This window comes from Geobacillus sp. CCR (assembly GCF_052906625.1).
Genome location: NZ_JBREBQ010000014.1, coordinates 1 through 22,497 on the forward strand (window position 1 = coordinate 1; position 22,497 = coordinate 22,497).

Sequence of the window (22,497 nt, forward strand, 5' to 3'; positions counted from 1 at the left end):
GGCCGCCTTTCAACCAAAGACCATGCGGTCTTCGGTGTTATCCGGTATTAGCTCCGGTTTCCCGGAGTTATCCCGGTCTTGCGGGCAGGTTGCCCACGTGTTACTCACCCGTCCGCCGCTGACCAAACCAGAGCAAGCTCCGATTTGGTCCGCTCGACTTGCATGTATTAGGCACGCCGCCAGCGTTCGTCCTGAGCCAGGATCAAACTCTCCAAAGAAAGTTGATTGGCTTTTCGGATTGTCCAGCTTCGGCCCGCCGCCGCTCGGGGTCAAATAACCTTCGCCTTCGGGATTGTAAATCCCTGCAGGCGAAGAACATTTGCCCATCGCGGCGACCCGCGGGCCTCAGCTTTTCGTTGCGCTTCGTTTCGTTCAGTTTTCAAGGAACAAGCTTTCGACTGTTTTGTCTCTCTCAAACAGCTCTTTTATGTTAGCATAACATCTTTTTGGATGTCAACTGCTTTTTTGCTTCGCATCGCTGTCAAACAACCTCTTTGATCAGCGACGTTTTCTAATATACCACCTTAACTCGAAAAAAGCAATACCTTTTTTAAAAAAATTTTAGGACGCGCTGATCCATCCCCGTTCCCTCTTCTCCATCCCACAGGAAAGCGTTCTTTTCCTAAAAAAGGGGAATGAACACCGGCGCGAGTGCATACATTTCTTCTATGGCATCGCTATATAGATGCGATTGGACGCCTTCACATCGACGGCTTTTGCAGAGCGACTGGATGGACTGTCAGGCGACCGAACAACGCCGCTTCCAGCCCCACGCCTGGGTCTGTGAAGCAGGTAGTCGTTCCGTCTTCCGCCACGCCAAGGTGCAGCGAAGAAGACGGCTGTTTGCCTCGGGCGGTCGAAATAGGCAAGCGACTTTTTTCGTCAAGGACGTGGAGAACTTTTCCGTTTTGCATCTATATCGTTGTTGCGATCCTTTCATCAAGGAGGCTTCTTCACTTTGATTCGCGTGTTATCACCAATCAACTTTGACGTTTCTAGTTCGTTTTCGCTTCCGGCCAGCGAACAACGAATCTTAGATGCCCTTGTTTCCTCGCCTAAGTTGTATACGTATGCAAATAAACACCAGCTTCGATTTGAAATCGCCTTGCGCGACCGCATTGTTCGGGCGGCGGGCGAGTTGGCGAAAAGCCGGGCGCGGTTTGCCATTTTCCGTTTTTCGCGCTGCAACAGCGATTTTTGGACGCGGGACGAGCGCGGCGGCTTCCGTCTTCGCCCAGATGTCACGGCTTCCGAAGCGATTCAGGACATTTTTGTCCATAGCGAGCGATACGCGTTTGAATGCGCGACCGCGATCGTCATCGTGTTTTACAAGGCCGTGCTTGACGTAATCGATCCAGCGGCATTCAACCGGCTGTTTGCGGATTTGCTGCTGTATGACTGGCATACCGACCGGGATCTTGGCATTCAAACAAAAAAAGATGAACACTTTCTCCCCGGAGATTGCCTCTATTTTAAAAACCCGGAATTCGATCCGTTGACGCCGCAATGGCAAGGGGAAAATGCCATTTACTTAGGCGACGGCTTCTTTTACGGGCATGGCATCGGCATTCAAACAAAGGAGGGCATCATCGCCGCGCTCAATCGAAAACGAAAGCGGGGAGCCACGAAATCCGCTTACCTGCTTCCCGATATCACGCAAGTCGATTTCGCTTATTTGTCCCAATTCGCCCGCGGCTTCGATGAATTCCGCCTGCCGATCCGCCGCTCTTCCTTTATCTTTGGAACGCTAGGGTCCGCTGCGTTCTTGCACCGTTAGCGGACCTTTTTCGTTTTTCTCCCACAAATACAGGGCGATTCCTGTTAAAATAAAAATACCGCCGATCCATTGAAACGGACGGATCGGTTCGCCAAACAGCCAGTAGGCCAAGGCGGAAGCGCCGATCGGTTCAAATAAAATCGCCATCGACACCGTCGAGGCGCTGACCCATTTGACCGCCCAGTTCATCACCGAATGGCCGAGCAGCGTTGGAATGACGGCGAGGGCGAGAAAACAAAGCCAATCCGTCAGCTGATACGCCGTCAGCGAAAGGCGAAACAGCATCGCGTACAGCCACAACACCGCCGCGCTGATGCTATAGACGATATAGGTATACGTCATCAATGACAACCGTTGTCGCACCTCTTGGCCGAACAGCCAATACGCCGTGACAAACGCGCACGCAAGCAGCGCCAATCCATCGCCGTACAGCGCTTCCCCGCTGACGCGGAAGTCTCCCCAGCTGATGAGGATGCTGCCGATCATGGCCAACACCGCGCTCCCGACCGCGCCGACGGTCAACCGTTCGCGGAAAAACAACGCGCCGCCTGCGAAGGCAAACAGCGGCTGCAGCGTCACAAGCACGACCGAACTGGCGACGGATGTATAGTCGAGCGATTCAAACCAAAGGATAAAATGAAAGGCAAGCAAAACCCCAGAACAAAGCGAAAACAGCCAATCGCGCCGGGAGACGCCTCGGAGTTCGCTTCGATGCCGGAGGAACAACGGCGTCATGATGGCGACGGCCAAAAAGAGCCGATAAAAGGCGATCACCGCGGACGGCGCCTGCGACCATTTGACGAAAATGGCCGATGTTGACACGGCAAGCGCGCCGATGAATAGAGCGGCATAAGCCTTTGCTGTGCTTGGCGGCTTCATGTTTCTGCCAACTCACTTTCTACGAAAAGGAGTGTGCGCCCTGATCTACCACTTTCATGCGGAAGGGCGGACAAAAATGGTTCACGAACGTTTTCTTACATTATACCATGAACGAGGTGAGAAACGATGATGTTTGATCCGTTCCTCAAACTAGGGATTTCCGCCATTCTCGGGCTGATCATTGGGCTGGAACGGGAATTGAAGCGAAAACCGGTCGGTTTGAAAACGTGTCTTGTGATTTCCATTTCCAGCTGCTTGCTTACAATCGTTTCGATCGAATCGGCGTACGTCTTTCCGCTCAAAGACCATATTACGATGGACCCGCTTCGACTGGCGGCGCAAATTGTGTCCGGGGTCGGTTTTTTAGGAGCAGGCGTCATTTTGCGCCGCGGCAACGACAGCATCACCGGGCTGACAACCGCCGCGATCATTTGGGGGGCGGCAGGGATTGGAGTAGCGGTCGGCGCAGGCTTCTATTGGGAATCGGCGTTCGGCGTCGCGCTTCTCATTGTCAGTGTGGAACTCATTCCGTTTTTGATCAATTTTTTTGGACCAAAGCAGCTGCGCGAAAAAGAGGTGCTGTTGCAAATCACCGTGGCGGACGCCAAAAACATTACAAAGGTCATCGACCATTTAAAACAACAGGACATCAACATTAAAACGATGCGCATTAAAGACGTTGAAGAGAATGAACATTTGCTGAAACTAAGAGCCGTCATTGACCAAAAGCGCTCGACCGCCGAACTTTACTACGTCATCCGCTCCATTGACGATGTCGTGCACGTTGATATTGAAAGCGGGTGATCAAAAAAGGATTGCAATTGTCCGCATCCATATATATAATGGGACATGGACAGATCATCCATATCCTTTTTTGGGGCATTAGCTCAGTTGGGAGAGCGTCGTGCTGGCAGCGCGAAGGTCACCGGTTCGAGCCCGGTATGCTCCATTTGCCCAACCCTTGCCGTGCAAGGGTTTTTTATTTTTGTTTCGGGAGATGGCGATGAGCCATCCCCCTGTGAACAAATTCCCAAAAGAAGCCTCCCACCATCTAAACGTGAAGGGGCGCCAGCACCAGTGAACGACCTGACTGAACCTCAAATCGTGGGGCACACAAGAAATCGCTCGGTTCACGTCCCGTCATGAGATGAGACTCCTCGGACTCTTACGCCCTTCGGCTTCATCCGTCCGGGTTGGTTTTGTATTTTTTCAGACGTTCCTCCAACTCACGGCGCGCCTGCTCGATGTCAAAGTCGTCGTCTTCCGGCTGGCTGTAATCCATCTTCAGCCAATCCGGCACGATCTCGGTGCGGATCGGTTTCCGCATCGTTCTGCCGCCATCGGATGAAGGCGGGGCGGATCGTTGCTTCATCCGCTCTTTTCGAAACGCCAACCGCGCGGCGCGCACTTCGTCCACGGTGCGATACCCTTTTTCCGTCCAGTCGCGCAAAATCGTTTCCACGTACACCCACCGTTTGGCGCCGTTTTCCACCGCGATTTTCAATGCTTCCAACACCAATTCCTCGGACGCATCGTCCACCCATGCATTGATCTTTTCCCGCAAATAATCGCCGATCACGCCAAACCCGTTTTCCTCACAGAAGCGAACGATCTCCTTGTATGTGCGCACGCGCGCGTCTTCTTCGTCTTCTCTTTTGATCTCTGATGTCATCTCTGTTGTCGTCTCTGGTATTGGTCTTGTCAAATTGAGCACCTCGACCGCCCAGTTTGACCAGCTGGATGGTTCATTTTGTGCAAATGGACGGACTGTTTCGCCCATCGTCTGCTCATTTTGGCCGATCGAAACGCCATCGTAAACGGCCGAAATCTGATCTTGTTGAATCGTCGAAACGCTGCTTTGCCTCATCGCCCCCCCATCTTCAGTGGGCAAAACCCTATTTTGAACCGTCAAAATGCCATCTTGAGCCGTCAACATCCCCCCTTGAACCACAGAAGCGCCGCCTTGAACGGCCGAGATGCCATCTTGCACAATCGAATCCCCATCGTGCGTCGTCAAACCCTCATCGTGAACGAACGAAACCCCGTTTTGAGTGAACGAAACCGCACCTTGAACGATCGAAACACCATTGTGCGCGGTCATCACGCCATCATCTGCCGCCTGCCCATGTTGTCCGTCCGACATTTCTGATATTTCTTTCGTTATTTCGGCCAGTTTGTCATAGTCGATCCGATACCATTTCGTTTTATCGATCTTGGAGCGGTTGAAATTCGCCGCGACGATGATCCCCATTTTTTCCAGTTTAAGAATGATCCGGCGAATCGTGCTTTCCGACCAGAACGGGAATTGTCGCTGCCAGTCTGCATACGTGTTGTACACCCACTTATAGCCGTCATGGACGTTTTCGCTTTTCTTGAGCCAATAATGCAGCTGCTGAACAACGATGCTTTCGTTCAACCCGATCGCCAAAGCGAGTTGCGGCAAAATGACCAACGGTTGATCATCGAAAAGCAAGTTGGACATGTCATCCTCTCCCCCTCAGACGAGATGTTTCCTCATCGTTCCACTTTTTTGATAAACTTTATCGTGAACGAACGCAAACCGCCTAACAGCGCGATAACGGCCATATTGGCTTGATTTTTCGCTGAAAAACGGAAAAAACCGGCATAACATGTGCGATCGTGTGCTGAAACCCATCCATTGCGGACATCCGGTTTTTGTTCAAGAGGAAGAAATGTTTTTCGAGTGGAGGGATCGTTTTTGAAACGAATGGTCATATTCTTGTTTTGTTTCCTGTTGATGTTCCCGATTTCCGCTTTTGCCCACCCTGGCGAGCTTGATGAGTTGGGCGGGCACTTCCGCGGCAGCGACTGCGTGTATTTGCTCCATGAGCCGACTGCGCTGGCGAAGCAGGCGAAAACGAAACAAGAGCTTGTCCAGCTTATTCAAACATACAACGGCAATGAACGATGCAAGCGGCATCTCACCCCAGAGCGAATCGACCTGGACGGCCATACACTGGGGAAGAAAGAAGATCGTTCTACGTTGCGCCTTGGCCGCACCTACCCGGCTGAATTGGTCGAGTGCATCGACGGCGATACGGCGAAATTCCGCGTCAACGGCCATGTATACACGACGAGGTTTTTGTTCATTGATACGCCGGAGAGCACGATCCAAGTCGAACCGTATGGGAAAGAAGCAAGCCGATTTACATGTTCCCGCTTGCATCAAGGGAACATTTTGCTTGAGACCGACGGAGACGCGCTGTTTGACAAATACCAGCGGCTGCTCGCCTGGGTGTGGGTCGGCAAGCGCCTGCTGCAAGAAGACCTCGCCAAAGCCGGACTTGTCGAAGACTTTTATGACTATGGCGATTACAAATACGAAGCGCGCGTCCGCAAGGCGTACGAGGAGGCGAAACGAACCGGAGCAGGCATGTACGGCAAGCACGCCTCTGGAGAGAGGGAGGGGGCAGGGACGGAAACGCGGCCGCAGACCGGGGAAAAGACGGCCAAGACCGTTCACCCGCCGGCTTTGGAGAACAAAACGCCGCTCGAACGATCCGGCCGTCCGGTTCTTTATACGCTGCTTGGCCTAGCGGCGGCCGCCGCGCTCTATTGGCTCATCCGCCGGTTGACATGATCAACGGCCGGTGATGGAACGAATATCAGGCTTTGCAACAATGTTTTTCAAATTGAAAAAACCTTGCAGCGCCGCAGTTTCATCCCTTGAGCTTTCTCACGAACGGATCGAGCGAATCCGTTGGGTTTCGCCGGCCTTCTGGGGAAAAGAAAAAGCCTGTCCCCAGCGGGCAGGCCTTTTCTTCAACGTTTTCACCTCGTTTTCTTTCTCCCTCATTGCCTCGGCAGCAGCTCTTCAATGCCGTCCGGGCCGCTTTCCATCCGCGCCGGCGACTCGCCGAGCCGCCGAAATCCGTATTTCTCAAGGCGCATGATTTGTTCGTCGGTCAAGTCTGCATATGCGACAACGGACGGCGTGCCGGACGATTTGTAAATCAAATTGCCGGTCACCGGGCATTGAAACGCGTCAGCGACAAATCCTTCCCCATCTTGGATCGTAAACAGCCGAATCGGCATGACGTTCATATCCTTCCCTCTTTCCGTTCATCCTCATTACTTATGACTTCCCCGCCTCCCCCCATTCTATACAAGCCGTTTGCCGACAATGACCAAATCGCGTTCCACGCCGTCCAATTCCGCCACGCGCGGAAAATATCCCCATCGTTCAAATCCGAAGCGGGAGAAAAGCCGCAAACTTGGTTCATTATGCGCAAAAATAAAGCCGAGCAGCGTCTTGATCCCAAGTTCGGGCGCCCGTTCGACCGCCCGCTCGAGCAGCTTCGTCCCAAGCCCCCGGCCGCGGTGCGTTTCGGCGATATAAATGCTTACCTCCGCCGTATGGCGGTACGCCGGGCGGCCGTAAAACGACTGAAAGCTGAGCCAGGCGCAAACCGCGCCGTCGTCCTCGACGACCCAAAGCGGACGATTGTGCGGGTCATGGGCCTCAAACCACGCCCGCCGGCTTTCGACCGACACCGGCTCCAAGTCCGCCGTCACCATCCGGCTTGGGATCGTTTCATTATAAATGCGGACGATGTGCGGCAAATCCACCGCGGCCGCATCGCGGATCAAACATGATTCCATCTTTCCATCTCCCCTTTTGCAAACAGTCATTTTATTTCCATCAGTGAAAAAAGCGAGAGTATAATGATACATATGTACAAACAAAGAAAGGGGAAAGAGATGAAACGCCAGCTTGTCGTCTATCTTGTGTCGCTCGCCGCGTTTCTCGGCCCGTTTACGCAAACGATTTACACTCCTATTTTACCAGAAGTGCGGGAGGCGTTTGCGACTTCTTCGTTTTTGATCAACTTGACGATTTCCATTTTCACTTTCTTCCTGGCGATGATGCAAATCGTCTATGGCCCGCTCACCGACCGGAAAGGACGGAGGACGGTGCTGCTTGGCGGCATCGTACTTGACCGTGCTGTCCATTTTCTTTTTCTTGATCGCGGCCCAACGATCGCTTTCGCTGCTTGTTTTGGCCATCGCCTTGTTCGGCTTGTTTTTAGGCCTTTCGCTCCCAGTGCAGACGACCGTACTGACGAACGTTTTTCAAGCGAACCGCTCGACAGCGATCGGCGTGTACAACTTTTTCCGCTATATGGGCATGGCGTTCGGACCAATGATCGGCAGCGCGCTGTTTGCCGCTGGAGGGTATCATCTCGTCTACGGAATCGATGATATTCTCTTTTTCGCCTGCGCCTTGCTGTTGACGGTGCGCGTTGCCCGGACGCGCCGCCAATCCGCTGTCTGACAAAACGAAGCCGCTTGCCCGACATGTCGTTCGGCAAGCGGCGGATTTCCCCGTCTTTCGCTCCATCAACGTTTCATCCGATGTCTACGTCCTTGCACCGACTCCCTCTGATTGTCGTCTGAAAAGCCGTCTTGTTCACGAAACAGACGGCGAACAACAACCGTTTTCTTGCGGGCCGCCCGGACGCTTCATGCCGGAAAACGCCTTTACTCGAACCAAGCAACGCAAGAAGGCTCCCGCACTGTCAGCCGGCCTCCCCTTTTCACTCCCGCTCTTCCGTCAATTCCGAAACCGGCACATCCCGGCGCTCATGAAGCCGGCCATCGCGCAAATGGACGGTCGCCGTCTGTTTTTCTTCATCATACCCGTCAATCCATACCGACACGCCGTTGTAATACACCGGGATATCGGCAGGGGAAGAAACGATTTGTTTGACACGGTTCATATCCATGACCACTGTCCCCTTTCTGTGATGTTCCGTTTCCTAGTATGGGAAAAAACAGGAATGTTTATGCAAAAACGGCTCACACTAAAAAAGACAAAAGCAAAAGAGGGGTGGACGATGAGAACAAGGAACGTGCTGTTATCGTATTGGCGCTGGCCGCCCGTGCTTCGTCTGTTTGTCTCGGCAAGCGCGTTGATCGTGCTGTTTGGCGCGCTGATGCGCTTCATTGAACCAGAGACGTTCCGCACGGTGTTCGACGGCGTGTGGTGGGCGATCGTGACGTCGGCGACAATCGGCTACGGCGACATCGTCCCGAAAACGGTCTCCGGAAAACTCGCGGCCATTGGGCTTATCATCCTTGGCACCGGCATCCTCACCGCTTATTTCGCTTCCGTCTCCGCCGCGGCCGCCGCCCGGGAAACCGCCTTTACAAGCGGACAGCTCCGGTATACAGAGCGCGGCCATGCGGTGATCGTCGGCTGGAACGAGCGGGCGCGCGAGGTGCTGCTCCGCCTCGCGCGGCACGACGCCTCCATGCGCTTCGTTCTCATCGACGCCACTGTTCCGTCCCACCCGCTTCTGAACGCGCCGGTTCATTTCATTAAAGGAACGGCAAGCGACGATGCGGTGCTGGAGAAGGCCAATATTCAAGAAGCGCGTTTTTTGCTCATCACCGCCGATCCGCATAAAGCGGAAGCGGAAGCCGATAAAGATACGATTGTCACGCTGCTTGCCGCCAAAAGCCTCAACCCGTCGGTGTACGCCATCGTGGAAATCCTAACGGGCCGAAACGTCCAGAACGCCTTCCGCGCCGGGGCGGATGAGGTGATTCAGACAAACTTGCTGGCGAGTTTCGCCATGGCCGCCAGCCTTCGCTCGCCGGGCGCCGCCAGCGTGTGGGAGACGGCGCTTTACCGCCTGGACGGACAGACGCTCTGCCTTCTCGAGCCAGACGAACAGCAAATCGGCCAGCCATTCGCCGCCGTTCAACAGCAGCTGCTCAAGCAAAACGTGACGCTGCTTGGCGTCATCCATGGAGATCACGGAGCGATTTCCGTTGCACCGGACCGCCCGATTCAACAAAGCGACCGCCTGTTCGCGCTTGCCCCTTAATCGAGCAGGCGGCGCTCCAGTTCTTGGACAAGCGCCTTTCCGACGGAAATGTATCGCTCGGGTACGGTCGCATCCGGGTCTTGCGGCTCGGCAAACTGATTGAATGAGGCGCTGATGTTGCCGACATCGGCGAAATCATCGATGCCCCGTTGGTATTTATGCGCAAGCAAAAACGGCCGCCCAAGCTCCACCGTCGTTCCGTGCGAATCAAGCTGCCCGTCGACCGCCCGAAACGGCACGCGCAAAAACTGATAGCCCGCGTCATCGGCGATTTTGTAGTCGAAATAGCCGTGATCGTAGTCCCACCCGCCGCCGATTGTATATCCCATTGGTTTTAATTGCTCTTCCAAATGGTACAGTTGAAATTGTTTTCCTTCCAAACGCGATGGCATTTCAATCATGCACAATCCCTCCTTTCTTTTATCGTTTCCCGTTCGGCGGGGATTATTTGTCCGCGGCAGCTTCAGACGCTTGGCGAAAAACGGCAGGGAGCAATAAACCCTCGCCCGGGCGTTGTGCGGCCGAACGACCCGGTTCATGTATAACAAAACACCTCTTCCCCCGCAAAAGGGAAGAGGCGCTTTTTCCGTCGTTCCGTCCGCCATTTTGGGCGCGACTCGGGTCGAGCCGCGAGTCATCTCCCCCGAGAAAACAGCGGCTTGGCGATGGAACACGTTGTTATTTCAACCGTTTCTCCAGTTCTTCCTTCAACTGCTCATAGCCTGGTTTGCCGAGGAGGGCGAACATATTCTTTTTGTATGCTTCCACTCCCGGTTGGTCAAATGGATTCACCCCGAGCAAGTAGCCGCTCATGGCGCATGCTTTTTCAAAGAAGTAGACAAGGTAGCCGAACGTATATTCATCGAGCTTCGGCAACGTGATGACCAAGTTCGGCACGCCGCCGTCCGTATGGGCGAGCAGCGTCCCTTCGAACGCTTTTGTGTTGACGAAATCAACCGTTTTTCCCGCCAAATAGTTCAGCCCGTCGAGGTCGTTTTCTTCGGCTTCAATGATCAGCTCATGACGCGGTTCTTCCAGCTTCAACACTGTTTCAAACAAATCGCGGCGCCCTTCTTGAATGTATTGGCCGAGCGAATGCAAATCGGTCGAGAAATCAGCGGAAGCCGGGTAAATGCCTTTTTGATCCTTCCCTTCGCTTTCGCCGAACAGCTGCTTCCACCATTCGGCGAAATAGTGCAGCGCTGGTTCGTAGTTGACGAGCAGCTCGATCGTTTTCCCTTTGTTGTACAAAATGTTGCGGATGGCGGCGTATTGGTAAGCGGCGTTTTCCTCAAGCTCCGAGGAGCTGAAATCGTCACGCGCTTTGGCCGCTCCTTCCATCATGGCGTTAATGTCCGCGCCGCTTGCGGCAATCGGCAGCAACCCGACCGCCGTCAGCACCGAGTAGCGGCCGCCGATGTCATCCGGAATGACAAACGTTTCATACCCTTCCTCGTTGGCGAGCGTTCTTAACGCGCCGCGCTTGCTGTCCGTCGTCGCATAAATGCGGCGGCGCGCTTCCTCTTTGCCGTATTTATCCTCGAGCAGTTTGCGGAAAATACGGAACGCGATCGCCGGCTCGGTCGTCGTCCCCGATTTGGAAATGACGTTGATCGAGAAGTCTTTTCCTTCCAAGAAATCGATGACGTCTTTCATGTACGTCGAGCTGATGTTGTTGCCGACAAAAATGATTTGCGGCGTTTTCCGCTTTTCTTTTGGCAAGGCGTTGTAAAACGAATGATGCAGCATCTCAATCGCCGCGCGCGCGCCAAGATACGAGCCGCCGATGCCGATCACAAGAAGGACATCGGAGTCTGATTGAATCTTTTTCGCCGCCTCCTTGATGCGGGCGAATTCGTCTTTGTCATAGTCGACCGGCCAGTCAAGCCAGCCTAAAAAGTCGCTCCCGGTTCCGGTTTTTTCGTGAAGCGAATGATGCGCGACTTTCACCGCATCGCGCAAGTATGTAAGCTCATGTTCGCCAAAAAAGGCGAGCGCTTTGGAATAGTCAAAGCGAATGTGGGTCATCGATTTCCGCCTCCCCTTCAAGAATCATTGTCTTCTTTCACTTTAGCGGAATAAACAAGGGAAATCAAGCAGCCCACCTTTTTTGGAAACGGATTCATTTTTCGCCATGTTCGCCGCGCCGATTTCCTTGCGTGACACCTGGAGGGATGGTGATGCAACGAAAAAGACAGCTTATCCCAACCATTTTTCAATTAGAGAAACCTTGTGAAGTTCGTCTTCTTTCCTGATGAAACGTCGCCGATTTGGGAACAAAACTCGTTTTTCACCAGCCTTCTAGGGGCTCAGGCTGCTCGCCTCAAGAAACGTAATCAACGTTGTGCTTTTTCCTCATTCGAGAACCATGGATTCGGGCGAGGCGGCTGTTTTTCGCGCCCTCCTCCCTTTCCGCCGTCCTGCGGGATTGGGAGCGCACCCAGGCAAACCAAGAAAATAGGAAAAGCGCCAGCTCAGGCAGATTCCGTCGCCGAGCCGGCGCCATCATCGATTGATTCGCGAAACCGCCGCATCGCCTCATTACAGGGAAGCGCGCAAAATGGCGAGCACATCATCGCGGTTCAATGTTTTGAAACGGCCGAACTCGCCAAACGCCATCGCTTTATCGGCCATCAGCTCCAAGTTTTCCTCGCCGATGCCATAGTCCGCAAGCCGCGACGGCGCCCCGAGGCTCGACCAGAACTCGCGCAGCCGCTCGATGCCTTCAAGCGCCACATCCCGCTCCGATTTGCCCGCCGGATCGACATCAAAGACGCGCACCGCGAGCTGGGCGAAACGGCTGACATTTTCATCGAGCACATGCTTCATCCAGTTCGGGAACAAAATCGCCAATCCCCCGGCGTGCGGGATGTCATACACGGCGGAAACGGCATGCTCAATATTGTGCGTCGCCCAGTCGCCGCGGACGCCCATTTGCAAGAAGCCGTTTAAGGCGATCGTGCCCGAGTACATGATCGTCTCGCGCAGCTCGTAGTTTTCCAAATCGTTGATCAGTTTGGGCGCCGTTTCGATCACGGTTTTCAACACCGCTTCACACATCCGGTCTTGCAATGGCGTGTTCGGCGTATGGTGGAAATATTGCTCAAACACATGCGACATCATATCGACAATGCCGTAAACCGTATGGTCTTTCGGAACGGTCATCGTATACGTCGGATCCAAAATCGAAAATTGCGGGAACGTAAACGGGCTGCCCCAGCCGTATTTTTCTTTCGTCTCCCAGTTTGTGATCACCGAACCAGAATTCATCTCCGACCCGGTCGCCGCCAGCGTCAAGACGACGCCAAACGGCAGGGCGCCGGTGACGGGCGCTTTTTTCGTGATAAACTCCCACGGATCGCCATCGAATTTCGCCCCGGCGGCGATCGCTTTCGTGCAGTCGATGACGCTGCCGCCGCCAACCGCCAGCAAAAATTCGACGCCTTCCCGCTTGCAAATGTCCACCCCTTTTCTTACGGTCGAGACGCGCGGGTTCGGTTCGACGCCTGGCAGTTCGATGACCTCGGCGCCAATATTCCCCAATATCTTCATGACTTCCTCATACAATCCGTTTCGTTTGATGCTGCCGCCGCCATACACGAGCAGCACTTTCTTGCCGTAGCGCGGCACTTCTTCTTTGAGCCGTTCGAGCTGCCCTTTTCCGAAAATCAGTTTCGTCGGGTTGCGGAAAATAAACTCTTGCATATGGATGCCCTCCTTTTCCTGAATCTATTATGGCAGCGCCTGCCACCGGTTGTAAAGCCAACTGCTTTGGCGGCAAACGATGCATATTTTTCACGACTGCGATTCATCCTATAAGTTGAAAAGAAATTTTCCAAAGGAGGCAAACAAGATGGGAGCATTGCAGCGCATTGCGCTATTGTTGACCATTATCGGCGCCATTAACTGGGGACTGATCGGCTTTTTCCAATTTGACTTAGTCGCCGCCATTTTCGGCGGCCAAGACTCCGTTTGGTCGCGCATCATCTACAGCTTGGTCGGCATCGCCGGCTTGATCAACTTGGCGCTTTTATTTAAACCGGCCGAAGAACTTGGGCGCACCGAGCCAAAGACATCGCGCACATAATGAAACACAAAGGGACACGCACCGCTTGGCGGTGGGTGTCTTCTTTTTGCGCCTCTCCCGGCCCAAAAGCGTCATGGACTCTCGCCGCTTGGCGGCAGGGTTCTTATGGTTTCGGTCCATCTTCTTTCTTGGACTGCTCAATCCATTCGCGCAGTTTTTCCTTCAACGGGCGAAACCCCGACTTGAGCGGCATTTTCATGCGCATATGGCGTTTTTCCTTTTCCTCGGCGGGTTCAAGCGCCTTTAGGGACAGGCTCGCCCTCCTCGCCTTTCGATCGACGTCCAACACCTTGACCGTCACTTCATCCCCGACATGGACGTAATCGCGCACATCTTTCACAAATTGATGGGAAATTTCAGAAATATGGATCAGCCCTTGCATGCCGTCCTCAAGCTGGACGAACGCGCCATACGGCTGAATGCCCGTCACCTTCCCTTTCACGATCGCTCCTCGTTTGATCGTTGACAAGCGAAACACTCCTATTGATGAATTTCGTCTATGTTTCTGTATTATAACATAGACCGACAGCAAACCCCAAAAAAAGATGTCCCGCCGACGGCGGAACATCCCCAGTTACAGGCGCGCCAAAAACCGTTTCATTCGCTTAATGGCTTCTTGCAGCTGTTCGAGCGATGAAGCGTATGAACAGCGGATATAGCCTTCCCCGCTTTGGCCGAAGACGTTGCCGGGGACGACCGCTACTTTTTCTTCGATGAGCAGCCGCTCAGCAAACTGCTCCGACGTCAAACCGGTCGGCTTGATGGATGGGAAGGCGTAAAACGCGCCGCCCGGCAAATGGCACGGCAGCCCGATTTCATTGAGCGAGGCGACGAAATAGTTGCGCCGCCGCCGGTAGCTGTTGCGCATCTCGGCGACATCGCGCTCTCCGCTGCGAAGCGCCTCAAGCGCCCCATATTGCGCCATCGTCGGCGCGCACATCATGGCATACTGATGGATTTTCAACATCGCCTGCAAAATCTCGTCAGTCGCTGCCGCAAACCCGAGCCGCCAACCGGTCATCGCAAACCCTTTGGAAAAACCGGAAATCAAAATCGTCCGCTCGCGCATGCCGCTAACAGCGGCCATGCTCGTGTACTCTCCTTCATACGTCAGCTCGGCGTAAATTTCATCGGCAATGACGAGCAAGTCATGCGCCTCAGCCAGACGGGCGATCGCTTCAAGCTCCGTGCGGCTCTGCACCGTTCCGGTCGGGTTGTTCGGCGAGCAGATGATGACCGCCTTCGTCCGCTCGGTGATCGCCCGTTCAAGGTGCACCGGATTGAGCTGAAACTTGTCTTCGCCAGACGTGTGAACGGCCACCGGTTTCCCGCCCGCGAGCACGACAAGCGGCTCGTAGGCGACAAAACTCGGTTCGACGATGATCACTTCATCGCCCGGGTTGATGATCGCCCTAAGCGCCAAGTCGATGGCCTGGCTCGCCCCGACCGTCACTAAAATTTCTGTCTCCGGACAGTAGTCGACATGAAACTTGCGGCGCAAATAAGCGGCGATTTCTTGGCGGAGCTCCAAGAGCCCGGCGTTGGCCGTATACGACGTATAGCCTTGCTCGAGCGACAAAATGCTCGCTTCGCGAATGCTCCAGGACGTGACAAAATCCGGCTCGCCGACGCCGAGCGAAATGACGCCGTCCATGCTGGAAGCAAGGTCGAAAAAGCGGCGGATGCCGGATGGCTTCAAGCCCGCAACCGTCTTGGACACGTACGTTTTTCTCGTTTGCGGCTTCATGGCGACACCACGATGCGGCGATCTTGATCTCCTTGGTCAAAGACGATGCCATCGTGTTTGTATTTTTTCAAAATGAAATGGGTCGTCGTTGAAATGACAGAATCGAGCGTCGACAGCTTCTCGGAAACAAATTGGGCGATTTCCGCCATCGAACGCCCTTCGATCACGACCGATAAGTCGTAGGCGCCGGACATTAAGTACACCGATTTCACTTCCGGGAATCGGTAAATGCGCTCCGCCACTTCGTCAAAGCCGACGCCGCGCTTCGGGGTCACCTTGACGTCGATCATCGCCGTCACCCCTTCGCGTCCGTCCGCCTTCCGCCAGTCAATGAGCGCCGTATATTGCACGATCACTTTCGCCTCTTCCAGCTTTCGAACCAATGCTTCCGTTTCCTCGACCGGCAAATCGATCATCTTCGCCAGCACATCGATCGGCGTTCGCGCGTCTTTTTCCAATATTTCGATAATTTCCAGCTCTTTTTCGCTCAATTTCACGCAGCATCCCTCCATTTCATCAGTCGGTTTCGCCAAGCCGGCTCCCTGTCGTCATCACGGGAGCGGACAGGACGCCGCTTGCTTTAATTCAAGCAGCCGGCGGGCGAGTTTTAGGCAGTCGGGAAAAGGAATCGGCTCGTCAAAGGCGAATTCATATATGGACTGAATGCGGGCGGCCAACGTGCGGGCGTCTTCCGTCTCATACACCGCCTGGAGCACGCTGGCCGCCTCGATGTCGTAGGCGTCTTTTCCAAGGCCAAACGGGTCCCAGGCGCCGATCCATTCAAGAAGAAGCCGATTCAACTGTCGTCCGTCCATGCCGCCGCCATCCACCTTTCTTGATGCTATGATATAACCCATTATAAGCCATCGATTCGAAAAAAAGAAGGGAGAAGATGCAACAATGTTTCCATTCGATGAAGGGAAAGGACCGCATCGTTCGCGTGCTGAGAAAGGAGAAGGCGCGATCATGTTTCCGTTCGACCGCGTCATCGACCGCCGGGGCACGCTGTCGGTGAAATGGGATGACGTTCATCGCGTGTTCGGCCGCGAAGACGTATGGCCGATGTGGGTCGCCGACATGGATTTTCCCGCACCGAAAGAAGTGCAAGAAGCGCTGCGGCAACGGGTGGAGCACGGCGTGTTCGGCTACACTGTCATTCCCGATTCACTCAAAGAAGCGGTGTGCCAATGGCTTGAACGCCGTCATGACTGGACGATCGATCCGTCTTGGCTCGTGTTTGCCCACGGCGTCGTGCCGGCGGTCGCCGCCGCCATCGAAGCGTTTTCCGAACCAGGGGATCGCATCATCGTTTTTTCCCCGGTCTACCGGCCGCTGTTTGATCTCGTCCGCCGCCATGACCGCACGCTTCTGTTCAGTCCGCTGCGCCTTGAGGAAGACAACTATGCGATCGACTGGGACGACTTGGAGCGAAAGCTGCCCGATGCCAAACTTCTCATCCTTTGCCATCCGCACAACCCGGGAGGCAAATCATGGACAAAAGAAGAACTCGAACGGCTGGGAGAACTTTGCCTCAAGCACGGCGTCTTCGTCCTTTCCGACGAAATCCACGCCGATTTGACGCTCCCGCCAGCCAAACACACGCCGTTTGCCTCCCTCCACCCAGAGCTGGCCGCGCAAAGCGCCACGTTCCGCGCGCCGACGAAAACGTTCAACCTCGCCGGTTTGCAGGCAGCGGAAGTCATCCTTCCCGACGAATCGCGGCGCCGGGCGTTCCGCCGCGTCCAGCAGCGGCACGGCTTTTTTACGCTGAATGCGTTCGCCATCGTCGGAGCGGAAGCGGCCTACCGCCATGGCGGACCGTGGCTTGACGCCTTGCTTGATTACTTGCGGCAAAACATCGACATGACGGTTGCCTATTTAGCGGAACACTTGCCGCCGCTTCGCCCCGTCCGGCCGCAGGCGACGTATCTTGTCTGGATCGACTGCCGCGGCCTTGGCCTTTCCGAGGCGGAGCTGAAGCGTCGGCTCCTTGAAACAGGAAAACTCGCCGTCGAGTTCGGCAGCAAATTCGGCCAGGAAGGCGTCGGCTTCATCCGTTTGAATATCGCCTGCCCGCGCCCGACGCTGGAGGAAGGGCTGCGGCGGCTGGCGACGGCGCTGCGCTATATAGATGCAATTTAAAGCTTTAACATTTTTCGTTTTTACCGGTCATTTCATCCAACTGTCGAGTGACCGAACAACACCGCTTAAAGACCCATGAATGGGTCTTTAAGCGAGTCGTTGTTCGGTCTTCCGTCACGCCTTAGCGTGACGGAGGCAAGCCTACGGCTTGCCTTCGACAGTCAAAAATGGATGAGCCACTTTTCCGTCAAGGATATGTTAAACGATTTCGTTGCATCCTATATAGCTTTGCACCAAAGAAGAGCGGCCAAGCGGATGGCGAAAGGGAAAAGAAGCAGCGCCGGACCCGTTGCTCCGTTCCGCCATCCATGTGCAGCAGAAGCTGTGCAACCGTCACTTTCTCGCATTTGCCATGCGAAGCGCTGCCCCGGCAACGTGAAACAGGGGCCCGCGCGCGAGCCCCTGTTTCACGACGACTTGATTTCCCCGCAGGCGATCCGTCCGCCGGCGTCTCCCGCCGGCTGGGTCATGCCGTCGTCTTTCTTGGCGTGAATGACGATCGATGTTCCGTCTTTCGTAAGCAGCGAGCCTTTCTCTCCTTCTTTCAGCGTCACATTGGGCGCCTTCAACTCGACGTTGACCGTGCCGTCATCCTTCACAATAATGTTCGGCAAATCGCCGGCATGCGCCCCCTCCGGGTGGAGAAGGCCGTGCTTTTTCCCGTCCGGATTGTAATGACCGCCGGCCGATTGGAAATCGGGCGGTTTGCAGCTTCCGTTTTCATGGATGTGAATGGCGTGCTCTCCCGGCGGGAGGCCTTCCAAGTCAAGCTTCAGCCGCACCCCTTCCGCCTGTTCAGTCAACTCGATCGTACCGATCGAATCGCCATCCGCATTGATCATCTCCACCGTCCGGCTCGTTCCATTCTCTTGGCCGCAGCCGGACAACACGAGCGCCGCAGCGAAGACCACACCGTACGTTTTTCGCAAGACGAACCACCCTCCAGCATCACTTGTTATCCGCCAGTATTGCCGGAGGGGGGCTCGTTTATACTCCGGGCGGCTCCTTCCGTTCCTCTCGTTTTCCAAGCAGCTGTTCTTCGAGCCGCTTCGCTTCCTTCTCCTGCCGCCGGGAGATGATGATGATGAGCCGCATCGTGAACACCGCCATCAAGAAGAAGACAGCAAACGAAATGGCTGCGGGAATGTATTCACGTTTGTCTTCTGGAAAGTACAAAAATAAATTCAGCACCGATGGCCACATAAGGAAACAACCTTTCTGCCTAAAAAATCGTCCACTTTCTATTATAACATAAAAAAAGCCGCCGCCAACGCAGCCGGCTATAAAGCGAATTTTTTTCGCAGCTGGGTCAAATCAATCCGTTCTCCAATCGTCGGCGGCTTTGTCTTCGCCAAATATTTTTTGTCGTTTTCCACCAGCCGGAAAATCGTATACGCGGTGAACGCATCATCGAGCGCGCAATGGGCTTTTCCAACCGCCTCATTGCCGTACTCTTGCACCGCCTTGCGCAGCGCGGTTTGGTTTTTGTTGCCGAAAAACCGCTTATACTCCATGGCTAAATCACGATGCTCGCCCGTGAATGGGAATTCCACTTGCGCCGATTGGCAGTTTTCCCGGAGCACTTTCATATCCATGCTCCCCCACGTCATCACTGTCGTCGGGCGTTTGCGGTCATATTGCCGAAGCAAGGAAACCAGCTCATAAAAACTCATTCCGCGGTCGATTTGTTCTTGGGTGATGTTGAGAAACGACTTGCACCGTTCCGTGAGCTGCGGAAAGCGGAGCGGCTTCACATAGGAAGAAAATTGGCCGATGATCTGATCGTCAACAACCGCGACAAGGCCGACTTCAATAATTTCCGGGCAAAACCCGTTCGGGTTTGTTTTCGTCTCCGGCATCGTAAATTCAAAATCGAGAAACAAATATTGCGGGCTGTCCATCGTCGCTTCCCCCCTTTCCGGCACGCTGTTGCCGTCCGTCTTACTATTATTATATCACGCAGAAGCGATTGTTTATTTCTTTTTTCAGAAAATGGCGAAAAAGAGGCGGATGCCGTAGGAATCAACGAAAGCCTTGGCGAAAAAGAAGAAGGGCGGATGGACGCTTCCCATTCAAGCCAATCGTTTTTTCTCCCCCACCCTTTATAAGATCCGCGAAAAACAACCATTTCCCCTAAACCGATGGTTCTTGAGTGAAGAGAAGAGCAGCATTTATAAGGTTGATGCATTGAAGAAATGCTATGGTTGAGCCGCATTTCCTGTTAAATCACCAGCCTTCTATGATATGATCAAGAAAAAGGAGGGTGGATGGGATGAAAAATGTCGTGATTCATCAGATTGTTACATGGATTTTCACCGAAGACCAACTGCGGGCGTATTGGAAAAAACAGAAGAAGAACCTTCCGTTCAGCGGGCTGACGGACCGCCAGTACATGAAACTGGCTGAAGAAATGCTTGAACATTCCTCGCACAGCCAACTTGAGCAGCATGTGCTCGGCGGCCGCTGGCGCACAAAAGATGAAGCGGAAGGAAACGTGATCGCGGAAGACGAATCGCGCGACGACATCCATGTCGAGATCATTGACACCAATGCTCCAGCCGAACCGAGGCGGCGGATGTTGATGGATCGGGTGCGCGAAATCCCTTGTCCGCATTGTTCATTTACGTTTTATGTTCGTGAAGCCGCCAGCGAGCGCAGTGATTGGACATGCCCGGCGTGCGGGAGCGGTTTTCACAACATGACGACATAACTGGAAAGGGAGGAGTACGAATGGATCATTCTGCCGCACACGTGTCAAATCTTCAATATTATTTTGCCATTGCCGTTTTCTTGGTTGTATACGCGATCATCATTTCTGAAAAAATCCACCGCGCGGTCATCGCCTTGCTCGGGGCGGCGCTCATGGTCATCTTCGGCATCGTTGACATCGAAAAAGCGTTCACCCACCATATTGAGTGGGGAACGATCACGCTGCTGATCGGAATGATGATCTTGGTCGGCATTACGAGCAAGTCCGGCTTTTTTCAATACATGGCCATTAAAGCAGCGAAACTCGCCAAAGGCCGCCCGGTCCGCATTTTGGTGATGCTTTCACTGTTGACCGGGCTGTTGTCGGCGTTTTTGGACAACGTGACCACCGTGCTGCTTGTCGTGCCGGTGACGTTTTCAATTACACGGATGCTCCAAGTCAACCCCGTTCCCTATTTGATTTCTGAAGTGCTCTTATCCAATATCGGCGGCACAGCGACATTGATCGGCGACCCGCCGAACATTATGATCGGCTCGGCGAACAAGCATCTCGATTTCAACGCTTTCTTGTTCAACTTGACGCCAATCGTCATCGTCATCGCCATTGTGACGGTCGCGCTGCTCGCATTCGTTTACCGCAAGCAGCTGAAAACCGATCCTGCGTTGATTCAAAAGCTGATAGAGCTTCGCGACGCCGATTATATTCAAGATGCGAAGCTGATGCGCAAATCGGTCGCCGTGCTCGGGCTGACCGTCCTTGGCTTTATTTTTCATTCGGTCATTCATGTCGATGCGGCCGTCATCGCCATGACCGGAGCGGTCGTGCTCATGCTCATCGCCGTGCCGGAGCACGAACTGGAGGATGTCTTTCATTCGATCGAATGGGGCACGATTTTCTTTTTCGCCGGTCTGTTCGTCTTGGTCGGTGGGCTCGTTGACATCGGCCTGATCAAATTATTGGCCGAAAAAACGCTCGATGTCACTGGCGGCGATATTTCCACGGCCGCTTATTTCATCCTTTGGCTGTCCGGCGTCGCCTCAGCGACGATCGACAACATCCCGTTCGTCGCCACGATGATCCCGCTCATTCAAGATATGGCAGTCGGCATGGGACTGTCTCCAGACGCCCCGCAGATTGACGTGCTGTGGTGGGCCTTGTCTCTTGGCGCCTGCCTCGGCGGAAACGGGACGCTCATCGGCGCCTCGGCGAATGTGATTGTCGCCGGCATGGCCTCGCGCGAAGGGTATGGCTTTACGTACGTTGATTTTTTGAAAATCGGCGCGCCGCTCACGCTCATTGCCTTGCTCCTGTCGCATGCCTATTTATGGCTGCGCTATTTATAGCGTCCCGCCTGCGCAATGCATAAAGAAGGAGCGAAATCGCCGTTTGGCTTCGCTCCTTTTTGGCTGTTTGCACATATCGTAATATCGGATTCCATTTCCGGAAAGGAGGCGCAAGCAGCCATGTTCACCCCGTTCCCGCGGATGCCGGCCGGCCCGTACCCTCCGATCGACCCGGCGCTCTTTTCCCAGTCCGCCGCCACGGCGCAGACGCTGATGAACGATGCTGCCACCGTTTTGAAAAAACTGGCCGAATCCCGTTCGTTTGCGGCCTCGGTCATGTCGGCCGCCCAAGAAGGAAAAACGGATGAAGTGAAGCGCCTCATCCGCTCGCTTGGCATCCGCTCGAAAACCGATGTGTATTTCAATCCCGACGGCATCCGCCTGACGTTGTCGCCGCCGCCTGGCGCGTTTCCGTGCTGCCAGCTCGTCATCGGCTTGCGTTGGAACGTGTTTCCGCCTTTTCACGGATAGCCTTCGCCATCGCGGCGGCGGGCGAAAGGGGAAAAACGGCGGCAAGCAGCCTTCACTCTTCGCATTCGCCGCTTTGACGGCTGCCAACATCCGTTCACGACGGTCGCGCCCGATGCGATAGCGCCGCTTCCAGACCATGCATGGCGCTGGAAGCGGTGTTGTCGTTTGCGCCTTACCGCGCTAGGCAAAGCGGGCAGATCAAAACGGTTGTTGATCCGGCCCAAAAAAGACAGCGATCATCCCATCGCCGTCCAGCGCCTAAACAAACTTGCCGGGCACCGCGCCCGGCATTCCCTTCCGTTCACACTGCGCATCCGATTACGTACGTCGATAGATGATATCACCGACAATGATCGTGATCAACGAAATCAACATCGTCAGCTTGACCGCCTTGTAGTCTAAAAAGCGCAGCACTTGTTCTTCAAACATGTAGACGAAAAAGAAAATAACCATCAGCACGGCAACAAACAAGACAAACCTTTTTTTC

Annotated in this window: 27 protein-coding genes, 1 tRNA gene, 1 rRNA gene and 1 pseudogene; 12 read left to right on the forward strand and 18 right to left on the reverse strand. The window is 54.3% G+C overall.

Annotated features, from left to right (window positions below):
• Both ACVBDQ_RS08840 and ACVBDQ_RS08845 read right to left on the reverse strand, forming a co-directional pair.
• Window positions 1-218, reverse strand: a 16S ribosomal RNA gene (locus ACVBDQ_RS08840); the annotation flags it as partial.
• Window positions 219-701: 483 nt separating this feature from the next.
• Window positions 702-869, reverse strand: coding sequence for a hypothetical protein (locus ACVBDQ_RS08845; protein ID WP_236612571.1), 168 nt, complete (start codon window positions 867-869; stop codon window positions 702-704).
• An 89-nt stretch (window positions 870-958) separates the two neighbouring features.
• Between ACVBDQ_RS08845 and ACVBDQ_RS08850 the strand changes: the two genes are divergently transcribed.
• Window positions 959-1,777, forward strand: a complete 819-nt coding sequence (locus ACVBDQ_RS08850) for a protein-glutamine gamma-glutamyltransferase (protein ID WP_011232385.1) — start codon at window positions 959-961, stop codon at window positions 1,775-1,777.
• Here ACVBDQ_RS08850 and ACVBDQ_RS08855 read toward each other — a convergent pair.
• Window positions 1,748-2,656: a DMT family transporter gene (locus ACVBDQ_RS08855; protein ID WP_014196630.1), complete on the reverse strand. Its 909-nt coding sequence runs from the start codon at window positions 2,654-2,656 to the stop codon at window positions 1,748-1,750. The two genes, ACVBDQ_RS08850 and ACVBDQ_RS08855, sit on opposite strands and share 30 nt — an antisense overlap.
• A gap of 126 nt (window positions 2,657-2,782) precedes the next feature.
• On the opposite strand from ACVBDQ_RS08855, the gene ACVBDQ_RS08860 reads away from it, so the two are divergent.
• A complete protein-coding gene (locus ACVBDQ_RS08860; RefSeq protein ID WP_011232387.1) occupies window positions 2,783-3,460 on the forward strand; it encodes an MgtC/SapB family protein in 678 nt (225 codons plus the stop codon).
• 72 nt (window positions 3,461-3,532) lie between these two features.
• Window positions 3,533-3,605 (forward strand) — tRNA-Ala (locus ACVBDQ_RS08865).
• A gap of 231 nt (window positions 3,606-3,836) precedes the next feature.
• Here the strand turns inward: ACVBDQ_RS08865 and ACVBDQ_RS08870 are convergent.
• On the reverse strand, window positions 3,837-5,138 hold the full coding sequence (locus ACVBDQ_RS08870; RefSeq protein ID WP_446663179.1) for a DnaD domain protein: 1,302 nt from the start codon (window positions 5,136-5,138) through the stop codon (window positions 3,837-3,839).
• A gap of 237 nt (window positions 5,139-5,375) precedes the next feature.
• On the opposite strand from ACVBDQ_RS08870, the gene ACVBDQ_RS08875 reads away from it, so the two are divergent.
• The gene (locus tag ACVBDQ_RS08875) at window positions 5,376-6,257 is read left to right on the forward strand and encodes a thermonuclease family protein (protein WP_025039336.1); all 882 of its coding nucleotides are present in this window, start codon (window positions 5,376-5,378) and stop codon (window positions 6,255-6,257) included.
• Between the two features lie 212 nt (window positions 6,258-6,469).
• On the opposite strand, the gene ACVBDQ_RS08880 is transcribed toward ACVBDQ_RS08875, so the two are convergent.
• Window positions 6,470-6,721: a hypothetical protein gene (locus ACVBDQ_RS08880; RefSeq protein ID WP_011232390.1), complete on the reverse strand. Its 252-nt coding sequence runs from the start codon at window positions 6,719-6,721 to the stop codon at window positions 6,470-6,472.
• 57 nt (window positions 6,722-6,778) lie between these two features.
• Window positions 6,779-7,279: a GNAT family N-acetyltransferase gene (locus ACVBDQ_RS08885; RefSeq protein ID WP_014196635.1), complete on the reverse strand. Its 501-nt coding sequence runs from the start codon at window positions 7,277-7,279 to the stop codon at window positions 6,779-6,781.
• Between the two features lie 99 nt (window positions 7,280-7,378).
• Here ACVBDQ_RS08885 and ACVBDQ_RS08890 point away from each other — a divergent pair.
• A pseudogene (locus tag ACVBDQ_RS08890) lies at window positions 7,379-7,549 on the forward strand (MFS transporter); the annotation flags it as partial.
• Between the two features lie 49 nt (window positions 7,550-7,598).
• Window positions 7,599-7,952 carry an MFS transporter gene (locus ACVBDQ_RS08895; protein ID WP_011232392.1) on the forward strand — a complete coding sequence of 118 codons (354 nt, stop codon included), beginning with the start codon at window positions 7,599-7,601 and terminating at the stop codon, window positions 7,950-7,952.
• Between the two features lie 262 nt (window positions 7,953-8,214).
• Here ACVBDQ_RS08895 and ACVBDQ_RS08900 read toward each other — a convergent pair whose 3' ends face one another.
• Window positions 8,215-8,403: an H-type small acid-soluble spore protein gene (locus tag ACVBDQ_RS08900; protein WP_013144368.1), complete on the reverse strand. Its 189-nt coding sequence runs from the start codon at window positions 8,401-8,403 to the stop codon at window positions 8,215-8,217.
• Window positions 8,404-8,514: 111 nt separating this feature from the next.
• Here ACVBDQ_RS08900 and ACVBDQ_RS08905 point away from each other — a divergent pair, with 111 nt between their 5' ends.
• Window positions 8,515-9,510 carry a potassium channel family protein gene (locus ACVBDQ_RS08905; protein WP_047758271.1) on the forward strand — a complete coding sequence of 332 codons (996 nt, stop codon included), beginning with the start codon at window positions 8,515-8,517 and terminating at the stop codon, window positions 9,508-9,510.
• Here the strand turns inward: ACVBDQ_RS08905 and ACVBDQ_RS08910 are convergent.
• The 3 genes from ACVBDQ_RS08910 to ACVBDQ_RS08920 form a co-directional block, all read right to left on the reverse strand.
• Window positions 9,507-9,911, reverse strand: a complete 405-nt coding sequence (locus ACVBDQ_RS08910; RefSeq protein ID WP_013144366.1) for a YugN-like family protein — start codon at window positions 9,909-9,911, stop codon at window positions 9,507-9,509. The two genes, ACVBDQ_RS08905 and ACVBDQ_RS08910, sit on opposite strands and share 4 nt — an antisense overlap.
• Before the next feature lie 277 nt (window positions 9,912-10,188).
• A complete protein-coding gene (locus tag ACVBDQ_RS08915; RefSeq protein WP_446663180.1) occupies window positions 10,189-11,538 on the reverse strand; it encodes a glucose-6-phosphate isomerase in 1,350 nt (449 codons plus the stop codon).
• 513 nt (window positions 11,539-12,051) lie between these two features.
• The gene (locus ACVBDQ_RS08920; RefSeq protein WP_011232396.1) at window positions 12,052-13,215 is read right to left on the reverse strand and encodes an iron-containing alcohol dehydrogenase; all 1,164 of its coding nucleotides are present in this window, start codon (window positions 13,213-13,215) and stop codon (window positions 12,052-12,054) included.
• 148 nt (window positions 13,216-13,363) lie between these two features.
• Between ACVBDQ_RS08920 and ACVBDQ_RS08925 the strand changes: the two genes are divergently transcribed.
• Complete coding sequence (locus ACVBDQ_RS08925) at window positions 13,364-13,597, forward strand: DUF378 domain-containing protein (RefSeq protein WP_011232397.1); 234 nt, start codon at window positions 13,364-13,366, stop codon at window positions 13,595-13,597.
• A 103-nt stretch (window positions 13,598-13,700) separates the two neighbouring features.
• Here ACVBDQ_RS08925 and yugI read toward each other — a convergent pair whose 3' ends face one another.
• The 4 genes from yugI to ACVBDQ_RS08945 form a co-directional block, all read right to left on the reverse strand.
• Window positions 13,701-14,066 (reverse strand): S1 domain-containing post-transcriptional regulator GSP13, encoded by a 366-nt coding sequence (yugI, locus tag ACVBDQ_RS08930; protein WP_011232398.1) that lies wholly within the window; start codon window positions 14,064-14,066, stop codon window positions 13,701-13,703.
• A gap of 105 nt (window positions 14,067-14,171) precedes the next feature.
• Window positions 14,172-15,344, reverse strand: coding sequence for an aminotransferase (locus tag ACVBDQ_RS08935; protein WP_446663181.1), 1,173 nt, complete (start codon window positions 15,342-15,344; stop codon window positions 14,172-14,174).
• Entirely contained in the window at window positions 15,341-15,841 is a 501-nt protein-coding gene (locus ACVBDQ_RS08940) for an Lrp/AsnC family transcriptional regulator (RefSeq protein WP_015375711.1), read from the reverse strand. The genes ACVBDQ_RS08935 and ACVBDQ_RS08940 overlap by 4 nt, the downstream gene beginning before the upstream one ends.
• A gap of 54 nt (window positions 15,842-15,895) precedes the next feature.
• Window positions 15,896-16,159 carry a DUF1871 family protein gene (locus ACVBDQ_RS08945; protein ID WP_446663182.1) on the reverse strand — a complete coding sequence of 88 codons (264 nt, stop codon included), beginning with the start codon at window positions 16,157-16,159 and terminating at the stop codon, window positions 15,896-15,898.
• 151 nt (window positions 16,160-16,310) lie between these two features.
• On the opposite strand from ACVBDQ_RS08945, the gene ACVBDQ_RS08950 reads away from it, so the two are divergent.
• A complete protein-coding gene (locus ACVBDQ_RS08950) occupies window positions 16,311-17,486 on the forward strand; it encodes a MalY/PatB family protein (RefSeq protein ID WP_033026176.1) in 1,176 nt (391 codons plus the stop codon).
• Between the two features lie 407 nt (window positions 17,487-17,893).
• Here the strand turns inward: ACVBDQ_RS08950 and ACVBDQ_RS08955 are convergent, their stop codons facing one another.
• From ACVBDQ_RS08955 to kapD, 3 genes are all read right to left on the reverse strand, one after another.
• Window positions 17,894-18,415, reverse strand: a complete 522-nt coding sequence (locus ACVBDQ_RS08955) for a superoxide dismutase family protein (RefSeq protein ID WP_446663183.1) — start codon at window positions 18,413-18,415, stop codon at window positions 17,894-17,896.
• Between the two features lie 58 nt (window positions 18,416-18,473).
• Window positions 18,474-18,689, reverse strand: a complete 216-nt coding sequence (locus ACVBDQ_RS08960; RefSeq protein ID WP_011232404.1) for a hypothetical protein — start codon at window positions 18,687-18,689, stop codon at window positions 18,474-18,476.
• Between the two features lie 77 nt (window positions 18,690-18,766).
• Window positions 18,767-19,387, reverse strand: a complete 621-nt coding sequence (kapD, locus tag ACVBDQ_RS08965; RefSeq protein WP_238981016.1) for a 3'-5' exonuclease KapD — start codon at window positions 19,385-19,387, stop codon at window positions 18,767-18,769.
• 371 nt (window positions 19,388-19,758) lie between these two features.
• Here kapD and ACVBDQ_RS08970 point away from each other — a divergent pair, with 371 nt between their 5' ends.
• From ACVBDQ_RS08970 to ACVBDQ_RS08980, 3 genes are all read left to right on the forward strand, one after another.
• Window positions 19,759-20,196: a hypothetical protein gene (locus ACVBDQ_RS08970; protein WP_011232406.1), complete on the forward strand. Its 438-nt coding sequence runs from the start codon at window positions 19,759-19,761 to the stop codon at window positions 20,194-20,196.
• Window positions 20,197-20,216: 20 nt separating this feature from the next.
• Window positions 20,217-21,539, forward strand: a complete 1,323-nt coding sequence (locus ACVBDQ_RS08975; RefSeq protein ID WP_446663184.1) for an ArsB/NhaD family transporter — start codon at window positions 20,217-20,219, stop codon at window positions 21,537-21,539.
• Between the two features lie 120 nt (window positions 21,540-21,659).
• A complete protein-coding gene (locus ACVBDQ_RS08980; protein ID WP_014196647.1) occupies window positions 21,660-22,010 on the forward strand; it encodes a hypothetical protein in 351 nt (116 codons plus the stop codon).
• A gap of 318 nt (window positions 22,011-22,328) precedes the next feature.
• Here ACVBDQ_RS08980 and ACVBDQ_RS08985 read toward each other — a convergent pair whose 3' ends face one another.
• The gene (locus ACVBDQ_RS08985; protein ID WP_014196648.1) at window positions 22,329-22,481 is read right to left on the reverse strand and encodes a hypothetical protein; all 153 of its coding nucleotides are present in this window, start codon (window positions 22,479-22,481) and stop codon (window positions 22,329-22,331) included.
• Between the last annotated feature and the right edge of the window lie 16 nt (window positions 22,482-22,497).

Excerpts from the sequence above, each read along its gene's own strand:
- ACVBDQ_RS08945 (WP_446663182.1), bottom strand. The coding sequence starts at position 16,159 with ATGGACGGACGACAGTTGAATCGGCTTCTTCTTGAATGGATCGGCGCC.
- ACVBDQ_RS08870 (WP_446663179.1), bottom strand. The coding sequence starts at position 5,138 with ATGTCCAACTTGCTTTTCGATGATCAACCGTTGGTCATTTTGCCGCAA.
- ACVBDQ_RS08970 (WP_011232406.1), top strand. The coding sequence starts at position 19,759 with ATGAAAAATGTCGTGATTCATCAGATTGTTACATGGATTTTCACCGAA.
- ACVBDQ_RS08910 (WP_013144366.1), bottom strand. The coding sequence starts at position 9,911 with ATGATTGAAATGCCATCGCGTTTGGAAGGAAAACAATTTCAACTGTAC.
- ACVBDQ_RS08900 (WP_013144368.1), bottom strand. The coding sequence starts at position 8,403 with ATGGATATGAACCGTGTCAAACAAATCGTTTCTTCCCCTGCCGATATC.
- ACVBDQ_RS08885 (WP_014196635.1), bottom strand. The coding sequence starts at position 7,279 with ATGGAATCATGTTTGATCCGCGATGCGGCCGCGGTGGATTTGCCGCAC.
- ACVBDQ_RS08925 (WP_011232397.1), top strand. The coding sequence starts at position 13,364 with ATGGGAGCATTGCAGCGCATTGCGCTATTGTTGACCATTATCGGCGCC.
- ACVBDQ_RS08855 (WP_014196630.1), bottom strand. The coding sequence starts at position 2,656 with ATGAAGCCGCCAAGCACAGCAAAGGCTTATGCCGCTCTATTCATCGGC.
- ACVBDQ_RS08905 (WP_047758271.1), top strand. The coding sequence starts at position 8,515 with ATGAGAACAAGGAACGTGCTGTTATCGTATTGGCGCTGGCCGCCCGTG.
- ACVBDQ_RS08935 (WP_446663181.1), bottom strand. The coding sequence starts at position 15,344 with ATGAAGCCGCAAACGAGAAAAACGTACGTGTCCAAGACGGTTGCGGGC.
- ACVBDQ_RS08920 (WP_011232396.1), bottom strand. The coding sequence starts at position 13,215 with ATGCAAGAGTTTATTTTCCGCAACCCGACGAAACTGATTTTCGGAAAA.
- ACVBDQ_RS08980 (WP_014196647.1), top strand. The coding sequence starts at position 21,660 with ATGTTCACCCCGTTCCCGCGGATGCCGGCCGGCCCGTACCCTCCGATC.
- kapD (WP_238981016.1), bottom strand. The coding sequence starts at position 19,387 with ATGGACAGCCCGCAATATTTGTTTCTCGATTTTGAATTTACGATGCCG.
- ACVBDQ_RS08915 (WP_446663180.1), bottom strand. The coding sequence starts at position 11,538 with ATGACCCACATTCGCTTTGACTATTCCAAAGCGCTCGCCTTTTTTGGC.
- ACVBDQ_RS08880 (WP_011232390.1), bottom strand. The coding sequence starts at position 6,721 with ATGAACGTCATGCCGATTCGGCTGTTTACGATCCAAGATGGGGAAGGA.
- ACVBDQ_RS08975 (WP_446663184.1), top strand. The coding sequence starts at position 20,217 with ATGGATCATTCTGCCGCACACGTGTCAAATCTTCAATATTATTTTGCC.
- ACVBDQ_RS08960 (WP_011232404.1), bottom strand. The coding sequence starts at position 18,689 with ATGTGGCCATCGGTGCTGAATTTATTTTTGTACTTTCCAGAAGACAAA.
- ACVBDQ_RS08860 (WP_011232387.1), top strand. The coding sequence starts at position 2,783 with ATGATGTTTGATCCGTTCCTCAAACTAGGGATTTCCGCCATTCTCGGG.
- ACVBDQ_RS08950 (WP_033026176.1), top strand. The coding sequence starts at position 16,311 with ATGTTTCCGTTCGACCGCGTCATCGACCGCCGGGGCACGCTGTCGGTG.